This window comes from Thermoleptolyngbya sp. PKUAC-SCTB121, from assembly GCF_016919485.1.
Taxonomy (GTDB): Bacteria; Cyanobacteriota; Cyanobacteriia; order Elainellales; family Elainellaceae; genus Thermoleptolyngbya; species Thermoleptolyngbya sichuanensis.
Genome location: NZ_CP070366.1, coordinates 3,381,266 through 3,395,906, shown reverse-complemented (window position 1 = coordinate 3,395,906; position 14,641 = coordinate 3,381,266). Strand labels below are relative to the sequence as shown.

16 protein-coding genes and 2 tRNA genes are annotated in these 14,641 nt (G+C 56.5%); 7 read left to right on the top strand and 11 right to left on the bottom strand.

What is annotated here, in order from left to right; genetic code table 11:
- Positions 1–66: 66 nt before the first annotated feature.
- Together JTM80_RS14025 and JTM80_RS14020 are read right to left on the bottom strand one after the other, a co-directional pair.
- Entirely contained in the window at positions 67–1,155 is a 1,089-nt protein-coding gene (locus JTM80_RS14025; RefSeq protein WP_205369636.1) for a PstS family phosphate ABC transporter substrate-binding protein, read from the bottom strand.
- Between the two features lie 508 nt (positions 1,156–1,663).
- Positions 1,664–1,984: a helix-turn-helix transcriptional regulator gene (locus tag JTM80_RS14020; RefSeq protein ID WP_172358903.1), complete on the bottom strand. Its 321-nt coding sequence runs from the start codon at positions 1,982–1,984 to the stop codon at positions 1,664–1,666.
- A gap of 520 nt (positions 1,985–2,504) precedes the next feature.
- Between JTM80_RS14020 and JTM80_RS14015 the strand changes: the two genes are divergently transcribed.
- Positions 2,505–3,932, top strand: a complete 1,428-nt coding sequence (locus JTM80_RS14015) for a DEAD/DEAH box helicase (RefSeq protein WP_172355635.1) — start codon at positions 2,505–2,507, stop codon at positions 3,930–3,932.
- Between the two features lie 8 nt (positions 3,933–3,940).
- On the opposite strand, the gene JTM80_RS14010 is transcribed toward JTM80_RS14015, so the two are convergent.
- From JTM80_RS14010 to JTM80_RS14000, 3 genes are all read right to left on the bottom strand, one after another.
- A complete protein-coding gene (locus tag JTM80_RS14010; protein WP_172355637.1) occupies positions 3,941–5,236 on the bottom strand; it encodes a murein hydrolase activator EnvC in 1,296 nt (431 codons plus the stop codon).
- The gene (locus tag JTM80_RS14005; protein ID WP_172355639.1) at positions 5,161–5,796 is read right to left on the bottom strand and encodes a LysE/ArgO family amino acid transporter; all 636 of its coding nucleotides are present in this window, start codon (positions 5,794–5,796) and stop codon (positions 5,161–5,163) included. Before JTM80_RS14005 ends, JTM80_RS14010 begins: the two co-directional genes overlap by 76 nt.
- A 90-nt stretch (positions 5,797–5,886) precedes the next feature.
- Positions 5,887–6,345 (bottom strand): Lrp/AsnC family transcriptional regulator, encoded by a 459-nt coding sequence (locus JTM80_RS14000; RefSeq protein ID WP_172355641.1) that lies wholly within the window; start codon positions 6,343–6,345, stop codon positions 5,887–5,889.
- 414 nt (positions 6,346–6,759) lie between these two features.
- Here JTM80_RS14000 and JTM80_RS13995 point away from each other — a divergent pair, with 414 nt between their 5' ends.
- The 6 genes from JTM80_RS13995 to JTM80_RS13970 all read left to right on the top strand — a co-directional run bounded on the left by JTM80_RS13995 (position 6,760) and on the right by JTM80_RS13970 (position 9,939).
- Entirely contained in the window at positions 6,760–7,635 is an 876-nt protein-coding gene (locus JTM80_RS13995) for a M48 family metallopeptidase (protein WP_205369635.1), read from the top strand.
- A tRNA-Leu gene (locus tag JTM80_RS13990) sits at positions 7,614–7,695 on the top strand. Before JTM80_RS13995 ends, JTM80_RS13990 begins: the two co-directional genes overlap by 22 nt.
- A gap of 194 nt (positions 7,696–7,889) precedes the next feature.
- Positions 7,890–8,549, top strand: a complete 660-nt coding sequence (locus JTM80_RS13985) for a Uma2 family endonuclease (RefSeq protein WP_205369634.1) — start codon at positions 7,890–7,892, stop codon at positions 8,547–8,549.
- 23 nt (positions 8,550–8,572) lie between these two features.
- Entirely contained in the window at positions 8,573–9,166 is a 594-nt protein-coding gene (locus JTM80_RS13980; protein WP_172355647.1) for a Uma2 family endonuclease, read from the top strand.
- A gap of 197 nt (positions 9,167–9,363) precedes the next feature.
- Positions 9,364–9,609 carry a hypothetical protein gene (locus tag JTM80_RS13975; protein ID WP_172355649.1) on the top strand — a complete coding sequence of 82 codons (246 nt, stop codon included), beginning with the start codon at positions 9,364–9,366 and terminating at the stop codon, positions 9,607–9,609.
- 72 nt (positions 9,610–9,681) lie between these two features.
- Positions 9,682–9,939 (top strand): hypothetical protein, encoded by a 258-nt coding sequence (locus JTM80_RS13970; RefSeq protein ID WP_172355651.1) that lies wholly within the window; start codon positions 9,682–9,684, stop codon positions 9,937–9,939.
- A 177-nt stretch (positions 9,940–10,116) separates the two neighbouring features.
- Here the strand turns inward: JTM80_RS13970 and dusB are convergent, their stop codons facing one another.
- The 6 genes from dusB to JTM80_RS13940 form a co-directional block, all read right to left on the bottom strand.
- Complete coding sequence (gene dusB / locus JTM80_RS13965; RefSeq protein ID WP_172355653.1) at positions 10,117–11,175, bottom strand: tRNA dihydrouridine synthase DusB; 1,059 nt, start codon at positions 11,173–11,175, stop codon at positions 10,117–10,119.
- 95 nt (positions 11,176–11,270) lie between these two features.
- Complete coding sequence (locus tag JTM80_RS22785) at positions 11,271–11,978, bottom strand: hypothetical protein (RefSeq protein ID WP_225906632.1); 708 nt, start codon at positions 11,976–11,978, stop codon at positions 11,271–11,273.
- 66 nt (positions 11,979–12,044) lie between these two features.
- The gene (gene gltX, locus JTM80_RS13955; protein WP_172355655.1) at positions 12,045–13,499 is read right to left on the bottom strand and encodes a glutamate--tRNA ligase; all 1,455 of its coding nucleotides are present in this window, start codon (positions 13,497–13,499) and stop codon (positions 12,045–12,047) included.
- A gap of 172 nt (positions 13,500–13,671) precedes the next feature.
- Positions 13,672–13,980 carry a HEPN domain-containing protein gene (locus JTM80_RS13950; RefSeq protein WP_172355657.1) on the bottom strand — a complete coding sequence of 103 codons (309 nt, stop codon included), beginning with the start codon at positions 13,978–13,980 and terminating at the stop codon, positions 13,672–13,674.
- Between the two features lie 62 nt (positions 13,981–14,042).
- Positions 14,043–14,435, bottom strand: coding sequence for a nucleotidyltransferase family protein (locus tag JTM80_RS13945; protein ID WP_205369633.1), 393 nt, complete (start codon positions 14,433–14,435; stop codon positions 14,043–14,045).
- A 56-nt stretch (positions 14,436–14,491) separates the two neighbouring features.
- Positions 14,492–14,565, bottom strand: a tRNA-Asp gene (locus JTM80_RS13940).
- Positions 14,566–14,641 lie beyond the last annotated feature (76 nt).

Sequence of the window (14,641 nt, the reverse complement as noted above, 5' to 3'; positions counted from 1 at the left end):
CTTGACATCAAGCGGGCACAGCCTAGCCCTGAGACTAAACCGCGCCCGCGTTTTGCCGAGTGCTGCTTAGAAGGCGGCTTCTTTTTGCAGCAGGTCTTCCAGTTTTAGATCTGTGGGGGCTGCCCCTCCAAACACAGTGCCCACCTTACCCGTTTGGAAATGGGTCAGCGCAATGTTGTAGACCTCATCGGGCAGGGGCACGTAGCCTACCACCCTGGCCAAAAATCGGCCGTTGTTGAGGTAGTACTCTACAAACTCTTTGAGCTTGGGGTTCTTTTCAACCGAATCCGCGTTGACATAGATGAACAGCGGTCGCGCCAGGGGTTGATAAGTCCCTTCTCGAACCGCCTCTGCGGAGGGTTCGACCGGGCCTGCGCCGTTGTCGATTGGCACTGCCCGCAGCAGCGTGCGGCTTTCTTCAAAGTAGGCAAGACCGAAATAGCCCAAGGCATTGGGGTTGTTGCGAACGCCGCGCACGAGATCGTAGTCATTTTCGCTGGCAGTGTAGTCCTTGCGGCTGGCTCCGGTTTCACCCACGATTGCCTCGGTGAAGTAGTCAAACGTACCCGAATCGCTGCCTGCGCCGTAGAGTTCTAGCGGGCGATCGGGGAAGGTCGAGCGCACCTGGTTCCAGCGCGTAATCCGGCCTTCGGCACTGGGTTCCCAGATTTTTTTCAATTCTGCGACGGTCAGCGAATCGACCCAGTTGTTGTCTCGATGAACGGCCACCGTTAGCGCATCATAGGCGACGGGTAGCTCGTAGTAGCGAACGCCCGCAGCTTTGCAAGCATCCATTTCGCGCCTGTTGATGGGGCGAGAGGCGTTGCTGATATCGGTTTCGCCTGCACAGAATTTTCGGAAGCCTGCTGAGGTTCCCGAAAACGCAACTTTGACTTCTGGATAATCTTTGCGCTCGAAGGCGTATTCTTTAACGACTTCATCGGTGATGGGATAGACCGTGCTGGAACCGTCGATGGTGATGATTGCCTCGGCCGGGGCGACGGGCTTTCCGGTGGTGTCGGTGGCGGCGGGCACTCCGGGCGATTCTGTGATGACGGGTGGTGTGGGTACGCTACAGGCTGCGATGGTTAGGCTGGTGGCGATCGCCATCACTGAATATCGAACCAGAGAATATCGAACCAAAGAATTTTGCATCTTTTGCATCTTAGAAAGATTGCTGAGCGCTTGGATAATTGCTTTCATGGGTAGCCTTACTCCTGAGTTGCATCCAGGGCTAGACCAACGTTGGTCTGCTAGTGAACACGATTGTCCAATCGTGCAGCCAGGAAACCTTTGTCGGCAGGAACACAGACGCTTTAAGTTTTGTTTATAGCGATCGCAAAAAATTGCAAAAAACTTGTCTCAAACCTTAACTTGGCTGGGTTAGCAGCCCACCTAAAGCTTGACTGGAAAATCCGCCGGAGCTAAAACCTCTGCTCAGTTCGGCCCATCGTCCTCAACCTGCCAAATCAGCAGCCTGAGTCAAACTTGTGAAATAAACCTAGACAAACTAAGAAATATTGATACATCAAATAAAGTCGATGAGTCAAGCTGCAATGTGGCCTACAACACAGAAACTTTCAACGATTTATTAAATTACGCGCCTGAGCCAAAAAACCGCTCCAGAAGACCCCTAGCCCTCCGTCAGCGAACCCTGCTGCTGCTAGGCACAGGGACGACCCGGACGAGCCTGTCCGCAGCGGCGAAAATCTGCCAAAAACTGCTCCAATAGCGCAAATTGCGGCAGATTCAGGCTGTAGTATATCCAGCGACCCTCTTGACGAGCGATGACCAGCCCTGCTTCGCGCAGCGCCTTGAGGTGAAACGACAGCTTGGATTGCGACACATCTAGCACGTCGCACAAATCGCACACGCATAGTTCCTGAGTCCGCAGCGCGTCGATGATTTGCAGGCGCAGCGGTTCCGACAGAGCGTGAAATCCGGCAATAGTCTGGGCAGGAGTGAGGGCGATCGCTTCAGCCATTCTGAACTTACTGAACTTATAGGAGTCGTTGTGAAACTTGAGGCTCTTGGTCAGCAGCGCAACACCAGCACTACGCTCAAGTCCTTCCATTCTACGAGGTGTCTGCGAGTTGTCAGACAGATACCGGATACCAAAACGCTGGCTTGCGGCGATCGCGGGATCTGCTTGGGTCAGGGGTTGGAGTTATCAGCCAATTTGTTCAGCCGATTTGTTCAGCCAATTTATAGATCTCCAACCTACAAGCAAACGCCCAAACATAGATTCTGCCGTAGATCTGTTAAGATGCAGGTTCGCGGCACGCTATTCCAGTCTGAGGCCGCACTGGGCAATTCTAAGAACATTCCTCAGATCCTTTAGTTTCAGAGCAACTGGTTTTAACCAACGGATTTCAATCCAACGGGTTTCCATCCAATAGGTTTCAATCCAGTGCGCCAAGAATCTGTCCTGAAATACCCCTTTTCTCGATTTGCGGCAGACTGGCGTTTCAAACGGCGCAGATCGAATCTATTTTGGAGTTTTAATGTCCTTTTCTGATCTCGGTCTGACCGATGAAATCGTCCGTGCGGTGACTGCACGCGGCTACACTCAGCCGACTCCGATTCAAGCACAAGCCATTCCCGCCATATTAGCAGGGCACGACCTGCTGGCCAGCGCCCAAACGGGCACAGGGAAAACCGCTGGATTCACGCTGCCGATTCTGCACCTGCTGGCGGCATCGGGGCGTGGTGCTTCTCCTGGCAAGCCCATGCCGCGCGTTCCCGTGCGATCGCTCGTCCTCACGCCCACCCGCGAACTGGCCGCCCAGGTTGAAGAAAGCATTCGGGAGTATGGCCAGTTTTTGCCGCTGCGCTCCACCGTTGTCTACGGCGGCGTGGGAATGCAGCCCCAGGTGCAGCGGCTACGCGGCCGCGTTGATCTCCTGGTGGCCACGCCAGGGCGACTGCTAGACCATGTGCAGCAGGGCACGGTGGATCTGTCGCGGGTGGAAATTTTGGTGTTGGACGAAGCCGATCGCATGTTGGATATGGGCTTTTTGCCCGATATTCGCCGCATCCTGGCGCAACTACCCAAACAGAGACAGAATTTGCTGTTTTCTGCCACATTTTCCGACGAAATCAAGAAACTAGCCAGCGGGCTGCTTCATAATCCCGTCACGATTGAAGTGGCACCGCCCAACGCCACGGCTGACCTGGTGGCGCAAAAGGTGTATCCCGTCGATCGCCACAAAAAGCGCCAGCTCCTGACCCACCTGATTCAGCAGAACAACTGGTTTCAAGTTTTGGTGTTTACTCGCACCAAGCACGGCGCAGACCATCTAGTAAAGCATCTGGGCAATCATCAGATTCCCGCGATGGCGATTCATGGCAACAAAAGTCAGGCCGCCCGCACTCGCGCTCTGGCTCAGTTCAAAGACGGCAGCCTGCAAGTGCTGGTGGCAACGGACATTGCCTCTCGCGGCATCGACATTAGCGAACTGCCCCATGTGATTAACTTCGAGTTGCCGCATGTGCCAGAAGACTATGTGCATCGGATTGGGCGCACGGGGCGGGCAGGCACCGAGGGCGAGGCGGCCTCGCTGGTCTGCGTAGACGAGCTAAAGCTGCTGGCGGATATCGAAAAACTGATCCGGCGATCGCTCCCTCAGGAAATTGTCCCCGGCTTTGAACCCGACCTGAACGCCAAGCCAGAACCCATCCCTAACGGGCGCAATCGTCAGGCGGGCGGGCGCGGGCGATCGGGCGGCGGGTCAGGAAGTGGCTCAGGCGGCGGGCAAGCTCGTTCGCATTCTGACAGAGCGCCGGGTCGTGCGGCTGCCAAGGCTGGCCTGTCGGGCCGGGGCGATCGCCCTAAACCCGGCAGCAACACAGACAGCACCGATCCCGGCCGCCGCCGATCTCGCCCTGGCTCTCCGGGTTCCCGTCGTTCTGCCCGTCGCCCCGCCAGCTAAGGCCAGGATCACAAGTAATTCAGCGGGTCAACGGGTTCACCGTTTTTGCGGACTTCAAAATGCAAGTGCGGCCCGGTCGAAAAGCCCGTAGAACCCACAGCGGCGATCGCCTCTCCCCGGCTGACTGCCTGCCCTTCAGATACATACACACGGCTGGCATGGGCATAGAGCGTGGTGATGCCGTTGCCATGATCGACAATCACCGATCGCCCGTAGCCGCCATACCAGCCCGAATAAATCACCACGCCGTGGTTGGCAGCGCGAATCGGAGTGCCCGTCGGTGCGCCGAAGTCGATGCCCGCGTGAAAGCGGCGATAGCCCAAAATTGGATGGACGCGATAGCCAAAGCCACTGGTCAGCCGCCCATCGGCAGGAATACTCATAATACCATTGCCGCGAATCACAATCCGGCTGCGCGACGCGGCGGCAAGGCGCTGGCGAATCAGGTTTGCCAGACTGGCGGAATCACGGGCCAACTGCTCCTCAGCTTCTTCCAGCGCTTGCTGATCCTGCTTGAGCCGGGTAATCAGCGTTTCCTGCGTGGCAGCCTGCTGCTGATATTCCGCCTTTTGAGACTGGAGTTCCTGAGTAATCAGGGCAATCTCGTTTTTCTGGCGCTCGACGGCGCGATGCCGGGCCACTAGCTCATCCGATTGCCGCTTGAGATCCACCAAAAACTGGTTGTCTGCCTGATAGACTCGCCGAAGCTGATAGCGCCGTTCTAGAAATTCGTTCAGGTTTTGACTTTGGAGCAGCACTGCCCAACCGCTGCTGTCCTTTTGTCGCTGCAAGAAGCGCAGCCGCGCCACAGTGGCAAACTGCTGCTGCTGATAACGCTCCTCCGCTTTTTCCAATTCAGCCTGAAGCTGAACCAAGCGCGTGTTGGCATCTTTTAGCTTCTTTTCATTCTGCTGAATTTGGGCAGTCGTCGTGTTGATTTTGTCTTCCAGTGCATCGAGCTTTTGCTGAGCAGAGTTTTCCAGATTTTCTAGCTGGTTGCGCTGCTGGTTCAGGGTCGATCGCTTTTGCTCCACCTGCTGCCGCTGTTGCCGGAGTGTGTCTATGGAGGGCGATGCCTGAGCAAGGATCGTGGGCAGGGCGATCGCCCCCGATTGAACCGTCCCCGATTGAACTGTACTTGATTGAACCGTCCCCGATTGAAGCACCGCAGATTGCGCCAAAACTCGCATTCCCGCACTTCCCAGCAGCAGCACCGCCAGCACCAGCGCTATCCCCGCAGAAGAGATGCCAGCGCGACGCTGCCAAAGGCGATTAAGACGATTCCAGACCCTCGATTGACCCACTGTAAGCTGTTGGTTTTAGAAAAGGATGCTCGAAACAGACTGACACCGCCGCTTAGCAGCAGCCACCACAGCGCCGACCCCAAAAACACACCCAGCACCGTTACCGTAGCCGCCAGTGGGTCACCGCTAGAATTCGCCAGCCCCAGCCCAGCAAACACCGCCGCAAAGGACATGATAGTTGCCGGATTTGTCAGCGTTAACAAAATTGTCGAAAGATAGGCACCCCATAGCCCAGCAGCCCGAATTTTGCCGTCGCTCGAAGCGGCCTCTGTGGCTGGCTGGGCGCGGAAGGTCTGCACCCCCAGGTAAATCAGAAACAGCCCGCCGATCAGCCGAAACCACCCGGCTTGACCAATCAGGATAGCAGAGATCAGGGTCAATCCGTACGCGGCGATCGCCCCATATATAGCGTCTGCTGTGGCCGCGCCCAAACCTGATAGCAATCCCGCCAGTTGCCCCTGAGCCAGGGTTCGCCGAATGCACAATACGCCGATTGGGCCGACCGGAGCGGCGATCGAAAACCCTATTAGTAGACTCCGGATAAAGAGAGAGGCGTTCATGAGTTTGGAGGTTCGCGATTGGAGGTTTGCGGTTGGGGGTTTGCGGTTGAGAATTTGCGTGATGAGATGGCGGGATAGTCGGGCGACCCATCACTCCCGAATGGGCAAAACGCTCGTCTCTTTCACCGTGGACAGCACAATCGTTGTGCGGGTGCGGAGGATACCAGGAAGGCTCTTGAGTTCGTCGCTAACCAGGCGTTCCAGATCTTTGGTGTGCTGGCAGCGGACTTTCAGCCAGTAGTCATCTTCTCCGGCGATGTGGTGGCATTCCTGCACTTCGGTGAGTTGCAGGACTTTTTCGAGGAAGGGGGCGCGGTGTTCGGGGCGCTCCAGCGTAACGGCAATGAAGGCAGTGAGGTGACAGCCTGCTGCCTCCGGATCGACCTGTGCGGTGTAGCCCAAAATCACGCCGCGTTCCTCTAGCCGCCGGACGCGATCGCCCGCCGCTGGGGCCGACAGTTGCAGCACCGTCGCCAGTTCGGCCCAGGTCATGCGGCCGTTCTGCATCAGGTGTCGAATCACTTTGGAATCGATGTCATCTAGGCTCATAGGTTTAACATAGCAAGATATTTTGAGCAAAAATCTTTTTTTATTAAGCAATCTGCGCTTTCAACTTTTGATGCCAGTATAAAATTTAATTGCCCGCCGCTCACATTTCCGCATTGTTTCCGCGTTGGGGAACTTGTCAGCATTCCGCACTCGTCCTCTATAGCTGGAGACTCTTGCGCTCCAAGCCTGGGAGGTTGGGGGGCTAGCCTTCCAGGCAAAAAATTTTCACCCGCTAATCTACATAGGGCAAATCAGGGCAAATCGCACAGGGCAGTTTGCGTAGGGCAATTTGCACAGGCTAAAGTCTGCCGAGCCAGCAATCTACAGGCGGGCTTGTCGCTAGAATGAAGAGAACCAGCGCGATCGCCCCATTCAGCGAAGATTTGCGCGGAATATTGCTCTCTGCCTGTTGCCATGTCTGCCAAAACGCCGCTCATTGGTCTGCAATCCGCCCACTTTCGCCACCCGCTCGATTTGCAAGCAACTCAGGCATTGCAGCAGCTTCCGGGGCTGGACTTAGCGATTCGCGGGCTGATGGGGCCGGTAGCAGAGCAGTTTTTTCAGCTAGAGAACCTAGCATCGGGGATTTTGGTGAGCGATCGCCAGTTGCCCCAGCTTCATGAACTCCTGCGAGAGGCGTGCCAGATCCTCGACCTGGAGCCGCCGCAGCTCTACGTGCGGCAAAACCCCACGCCCAACGCCTACACCTTTGCCATGCGCGGCAAGCAGCCGTTTGTGGTTCTCCACACCTCGCTGATTGATCTGCTAACCCCGGAAGAAATCCAGGCAGTGATTGCCCACGAACTGGGGCATTTGAAATGCGAACACAGCGTCTATCTGACGATGGCGAACATTGCGGTGCTGGCGGCGGGGCAACTGGGGCTGCCGCTGGGGCCGCTGGTGGCGCAGGGCTTGCAAGAGCGGCTGCTGGAATGGGTGCGCTGTGCCGAATTTACGTGCGATCGCGCTGCGTTATTGGTCGCGCAAGATGCTCGCGTAGTGGCCTCGGTGCTGATGAAGCTGACGGGCGGTTCCCCCACCCTCGCCAGCCAGCTTAACCTAGACGCATTTCTGGAACAGGCCCGCGCCTACGACGACCTCAGCCTCAGCGACATGGGCAAAATGCTGCGCGAAACCCAGACCGCCCAGCGCACCCATCCGGTTCCCGTGCTGCGGGCCCGAGAAATCGATCGCTGGGCCAGCAGCCAGGATTATGAAAAGCTGTTGCATCAGCGCCCAATCCCGTATAATGAAAAAACCAAATCCCAGGGCGGGTGGCGAAACTGGTAGACGCACCACACTCAAAATGTGGCACCTTCGGGTATGCGAGTTCGATTCTCGCCCCGCCCATCTTAGAGACTCTGAAAGCGTCTGAAGAACAGTCTGAGGAGCAGAGAGTCTGAAACGCTGAATGGCTGCTAGCCTGAGCGCAACTACCTGGCTTAGGTCGTCGGTCTTGACTTAGTCTAAACGATTCTCCCGACCCCATTCGATACACTGGAGGTCAGGAGATGAAGTTTCAGAGAAAATCCTCAGGTTAATTCATGGTTGATGCGCTGTCATCTTCGCCAAGCCTGATCTCAGATGCCTGGGTGCCTGCGACCTGGGAAGTGTTTTTGGCAAGCTGCGATCGCCCAGAGGTTGAAAACGCCCAATGCTATTACGATGCGGGCTGGATGAGGATTGAAACGATGCCAACGGGATCGGCACACGGTCAAGACAATTCGATTCTGGCGGCAGTCATTACGCTATATGGCACCCTGCGTGACCTTGCCTATACTGCTTTAATCAACACCAGCTTCCGGCAACCGGGAGAGCGGGAGTGTCAGCCAGACTTGGCGTATTACATTGGCACAGATGCTGCCCGCCCACCCAAAAATAATCAGCCTGTGGATGTAACCGTTTGGGGTGCGCCGACCCTGGCGATTGAAATTTCCTCCAGCACGCTCAGCGATGACTTGGGGCAGAAGCGGCTGCTGTATGAGCGGCTGGGTGTACGGGAATATTGGGTGGTGAATGTGGAAGCAGCCGCAATCATCGCGTTTGAAATTGTGAGTGGTGGAAGTCGCCAGATCCAAGTTTCAACTGTGCTGCCAGATCTATCGCTGGCGATCGTGGAGGAGGCACTACGCCGCAGCCAAACGGAAGATCACGGTGCAGTGAATCGCTGGCTGTTGCATCAGTTTCAAGCCTTGAAGCACTGACATTCAATTTGTAGGAACTTGCCATGACCCAGGCCAGAACCACGTTTGCCAGCTTTGAGGAATACCTCACCTACAGCGATGCAGCGCCGCTGGAGGGTCGCTATGAGTTAATCGATGGGGAGCTAATCGAGTTGCCGCCAGAAGCTAGGATCAACAGCACAATTGCCGTGCGAATTTTGCTGGTGCTGGTCGCGGCGGGTGTTTCGGTTGATCTTGTCCACCCTGGCAAGTGTGAAATTCAGGTTCCTGTTTTGCAGCCCCGGGACTCGGCTAATCGCTATCCCGACCTGGTAGTCCTGCGTCCCGAACATCTGAAGCTAACGCAACGACGGCTGACGATTACGCTGGAAATGCCCCCACCGCGCCTAGTAGTGGAAGTCCTCAGCCCTGGCAAAACAAACCGCGATCGCGATGATGTGCGAAAGCGGGCCCAGTATGCAGCAGTCGGCATTCCCGAATATTGGCTAATTGACCCAATCGCGCAGACGCTGACGGTGCTGTCGTTGGAAGGAACCGTCTATCGAGAAGTCGGCACCTTTGGCGCAGGCGAGGCGATCGCTTCCGTTGAGTTTCCTGACCTGGCGATCGCCGTAGATCGGCTCTGGGACGAGGGTTAGGGGGATTCACCCCTGATTTACCCAAGGTATTTGCATCAAGGTTTATTAACTTATTGGCATCAGACCAGCGCTGGCATCTGTAATTTGTAAAAATGAATACAGAAATTTTTTCTGCTTTTTCTCGCTTCGGCGCGGGAAGAGCGCTTCTGTGTTGATTTTTTCTGCACTGATTTTTCATTAAGCCGGAGTCTGAAACTATGTCCCTTTACCCGACCGACACGGCGCGGCTGACGCTAGACCTAGAGCGGGCGATCGCCCAGGGTTGGAACCCAGTCTGTCGCATCACCTACAACCGGGATACGTGGGTCAATCTGCTGCAACCGCTCAGTGCCTACAGCTTCAATGAAGCCAAGCTGCTGTGCCAGGAGGCTTCTGGGAGTTGGGTGGCGTGGGTGCCGGATTATGGTGAGGTCGTGTTAGACCGGAGCGATTTCTACTGCTAGGGCGATCGCCGCTGAATCTGGTTTGAATCTGAATGCTTGAACCAGAGCCGTAGACCGTTACAAATACCAACGATGAACACCGACGCTGTGAACCCTGTAGTGGACTCTGTAATTGACTGGGAAGAGCTATTCGAGTATCTGCCCGGAACAATGGTAGAACTCAAGGAAAAACCTGGCGTTTTGTATCAAATTGAATTCTACGAAGCGCTGATGGTTCCCCCAATTTGGCTGGTGGGCGATCCGCGACCCCGCTATCCCAGCGATCTGCACATCGTCTCGCGGCGAGAGGTTCAGGTCTGTGAACTGGAGCCTCAGTCGGCGCTGGGCTAGACTTGCGCTGCCACGGCACATCGTCAATTTACTTTTTATTATCTTTTGTTACTTTGTTCTATTACTCTATTCATTTTATTCATTGCTTTGTTGCGTCGCGCCTGCGTTTTTCAGCCTGCGGGCAACCAACCTGGGGCTAGCCTATCTGGTTCGCTTTTTCTAGAGCCGATTTCGACCCTAAACTTCGACCAGTTCTGGTGGAGCGCTGGGCAGGTCGCTCCAATCATACTCAGACAATCGGGCGATCGCCCAGTCTAGCAGTTCCAGCCCTTGCTCCAGATTTTCGATGACGGCCAGCTTGCCGCGCAGCACCGCCGCATCGGGAAACCCCTTGGCATACCAGGTCATGTGCTTGCGGGCCTGACGAATGCCGCGATCGCCCTTATACTCCCACAGCATTTCCAAATGGTCGCGGGCACACTGCATCCGCTCCACCGGATTCGGCGGCCGACGCACCTCGCCCGTTTTCAGGAAATGATCCACCTCACCCACCAGAAACGGATAGCCCAGCGTCCCCCGCGAACACATCACGCCATCTGCACCCGTCTCCTCCAGGCAGCGCACCGCCGCCTCCACCGAAAAAATATCTCCATTGGCAATCACCGGAATCGACAGCGCTGATTTCACCTTGCCGATCCACTCCCAGCGGGCGGGGCCGTTGTAGCCTTGAGCGCGAGTGCGGCCGTGCAGCGTCAGCATTTGCGCGCCCGCATCTTCCATGCGGCGGGCAAATTCCACCGCGTTGATTTCCTGGTCGCTCCAGCCGATGCGCGTCTTCACCGTCACGGGCACATTCACCGCCTGCACCACAGACCGCACAATCTCGCCCGCCAGTTCCGGCTGCCGCAGCAGGGAGGAGCCGCCGCCATTTTTGGTGATTTTATTCACCGGGCAGCCCATGTTGATGTCTACGGTGTCTGCGCCTTCGTCTACGGCCTTTTGCGCGGCCTCAGCCAAAAAGTCGGGGCGACAGTCAAAAAGCTGAATGCTAATTGGACGCTCGCTGGGGTCTACTTCCATGATTTTGGGAAGCTGCTTGACGTAGTGCAGCCCCGTCGCGTTCACCATTTCGGTGTACATCATAGAGTCGGGCGCATATCGCCGCACCAGCCGCCGAAACACCAGATCGGTCACGCCCGACAGCGGCGACTGCAACACGCGACTATTCACCTCAAAATTGCCGATCTTGAGCGGCGAGGCGAGGCGTTGCTGGAGTTCTGACGATAGCGTAATCATGGGCGGTTGACGAACGGCTGAGAGGGCACTTTACCCAACGACGGGCGATCGCCCGACTTTTCCCATTATGGCAGGTGAATTGCGCCAACACGCCCTCACTCCGGCTGCTGCAACACCCGAATCACATAGGGAAAGTACCCGTTATTGCGGTGAGAGCCGATCCAGATTTCGTAGCGACCGGGGAGCCACTGTCCAGCGATGCCGGGGTTGAGGCTCAGGTAATTATCGTTGCACCAGCTTCCGCCCGGCCCTTTGACGACGAGGGTCGTGTCTTCGGCGCTTTGCACCTGGAGGCTGAGAAACTCAAAGGGGGCCGTGAGCGTCAAAATGTGGTCGGGCTGGGTGTCTACGAAGCCGAGGCAGGGCCCCGTGGCGGTTTCGGGGCGGCCGGCCACGTCGCTGGCTGGAAGGGGGCCGCCGCTGATGCCGCGAATCGTTTTGGGGCTGGGGTCTGCGCCGGGGGTGAGGGTGAGGTTTTCAAAAATCGTGCTGCCGCCAAACGGAGTGGGCGATCGCCGCTGGGTGCTGCGGGGAAACTGGGATGCGGGGCTGGGGGGCGCTGGCACGGACTGCACAGGTGCTTCAGGCCGTACCCCAGGACTGGGTGAAGCTGCGGGGGGTTCGACGGGCGCGGGTTCACCTGGCTCTGGCTCCTCCGTCGGAAACGGCACCGCAGGCTGCAACGGGTCGGACAGGGTGGGCTGAGCCTGGGCGATCGCCCTAGTAGCAGATCCCAAAGCGGCGATCGCCAGCGGCAGAGCTGTCCAGAACAAAACCCGACGCAACGTTGCAGAATGAGGCATGGCAATTTGAGCGTTGAACAGCAAACAGTCCAGGGGATTCAGGGTAGAGCGCAGGTCAGGCGCAGATTAGGCAGGGGACTGGGCGATCGCCAGGGCCTGGTTCAGGCGGGCTTTGTCGATTTGCCGCTGATGCAGCAGCAACCAGGATTGCACCAGGTCTGGCCCCTGCAAGTCACCCGTCAGCGCCGCCCGCAGCGATTTCATCACCACGCCCTTTTTCACGCCCGCCGCCTGCACACCCTGCTGAATCACGTCCTGCACGGTGTCTGGTGTAACAGCGGTCGTGTCTAGCGCCGTCAGGATGCCCTGAAGCGCCGTGCCCACGCTGGGCTGCTGAAGCTGCTGCGTGGCTGCGTCGGTAAAGCCCACATCCGGCACGAACAGGTAGCGGGTCATCTCCACTGCGTCGTTCAGCTTCACCAGGCTGGGGCCGACGAGGGCGGCGACTTGTTCTAGCCAAGGGCGATCGCCCGTCGGGTCAAACTCGTAGCCCGCCGCTTGCCACAGGGGAATCAGCAGGTCGGTCAGTTCACCGAGGGGCTTGTGATGCAGGTATTGGCTATTGATCCAGTTGAGCTTGTCCCAGTCAAACTTGGCTCCGGCCTTGTTGACTCGATCAAAGCTAAATTGTTTCGCCGCTTCTTCCAGGGTGAAAATCTCCGACATGCCCTCCGGCGGCGACCAGCCCAGCAGCGTCATGTAGTTGGCGATCGCCTCTGGGGTATAGCCCATGTCGCGAAAGTCGGAAATCGACGTAACCCCGTCTCGCTTCGACAGCTTTGCGCCCGCCTGGTTTAGGATCAGCGGCGTATGCCCAAATTCTGGCACGGTCGCGCCCAGCGCCTCGTACAGCAGGATTTGCTTGGGCGTGTTGCCGATGTGGTCTTCACCGCGAATGACGTGGCTAATGCCCATGTCGATGTCGTCCACCACCACGACGAAGTTGTAGAGCGGTGCGCCGATTTCGCCAGCCGCCGATGCGCGGGCAATTACCATATCGCCGCCCAGGTCGCGCCCCTTCCAGGTGACCATCCCGCGCACTAGATCAGTCCAGGAAATTTCCCGGTCGTCGTCGATTTTGAAGCGGATGACAGGCTGGCGACCCTCGGCGATGAAAGCGGCTTCCTGCTCTGGCGTTAAATCCCGATGGCGATTGTCGTAGCGGGGCGCTTCGTTGCGGGCTTTTTGGGATTCGCGCATCGCGTCCAGTTCTGCGGGCGTGTCGTAGGCGCGATAGGCTAGCCCCTTGTCCAGCAATTCCTGAATTTTTTGGCGGTATAGCTCGGTGCGCTGGGTTTGAAAGATGGGCCCCTCGTCCCAATTCAGCCCCAGCCATTTCAGCCCGTCGAGGATGTTGTCGGTAAACTCAGAGCGCGATCGCTCTAGGTCAGTATCTTCAATCCGCAGCACAAACTGGCCGCCATTGTGACGGGCAAAGAGCCAGTTAAACACGGCAGTACGAGCGGTGCCGATGTGGAGCTTTCCGGTGGGACTGGGCGCAATGCGAACTCGAACGGACATGTTGTAAGGGTTAGGGGTTAGGGATTGGGGGTTAGGTGGGCGACAGGAGATGGAGTGAGGGAATTGATGGCGATCGCCTCAGCAGCACCCAGTGACACTCAGCAACCAACCTTAAAGATTCTAGCGATTCATGGAACCTTAGTATTAGCAGGAGTTGTGTACATCTCACTTTTCAAGTACTTCTCAAGATTTCTTGAACCTGTGTGAGAAAGCGCTCCGCGCAGGCGATCGCCGCTTGAGTCTCTGATGTATCAATCGTTTTCAATTCTCCATAGTCTGCAATCTGTCGTATTTCGGCTAACCAATTCAGGTCACGCCCATACTGCCTATCCAAAATTCCTGGTTTCACAAAATGCAAGCTAACAGCACGCAGAACACCAGTATGACTACCAAATGCCAGATCTTGAGAGAGCAGCAGGGCTGATGCAGCATAGTAAGCTCTTGATGCCGCCTCGTTTAAGAAGCCAGCATCTTGCAGCATCTTTGCCGCTTCCAATGACGAGTCAGCACGACCTAAATTTGCCTGAACTTCTTCAGAATGGTTTACAACACGAGGCCTTCCCGCAAAATGTTGCGGTAGAAGCGACTCACGCCTTGCTCAAACTCGGTTGCGTCGGCTGGTTTTGCAGAAATCCAGTATGGCGCTTCTAGCTGAAGCGGATAGAGCAAGTCCACAATGGCGCGCAGCTCTTGAAAGGAATTGATGGGTGGAGCCAGCAATATCAGCAGATCAATATCACTAGTTGGGGTCAACTCATTTCTAACGGCAGAGCCGAAGACAATCAGAGACTTTAGCCTTTCGCCATAATGCTGGCTCAGCAGGTGTTTACACTCGATCAGCGTCGCTTGTAAATCTGCACAAGAGTTCGCACCTTGATCTGAACCCTGGTCTGCACTTGGGGTTGCTTGATTGGACAGCTTAGCACTTGCCCACATTGCCTCCCAAACACTACCTGCTTAAATCAAATGCCTGCTCAAGTAAAACTCTAAAACGGGACCGACGGGGCTCGAACCCGCAACTTCCGCCGTGACAGGGCGGTGCTCTAACCGATTGAACTACGGTCCCTTGCGCTTTGTGCGCCCTTTGAAAGACGCAATCTCTATTTTGTAGGTCTGGGAGCCTTTTGTCAAATGTTTTGAGA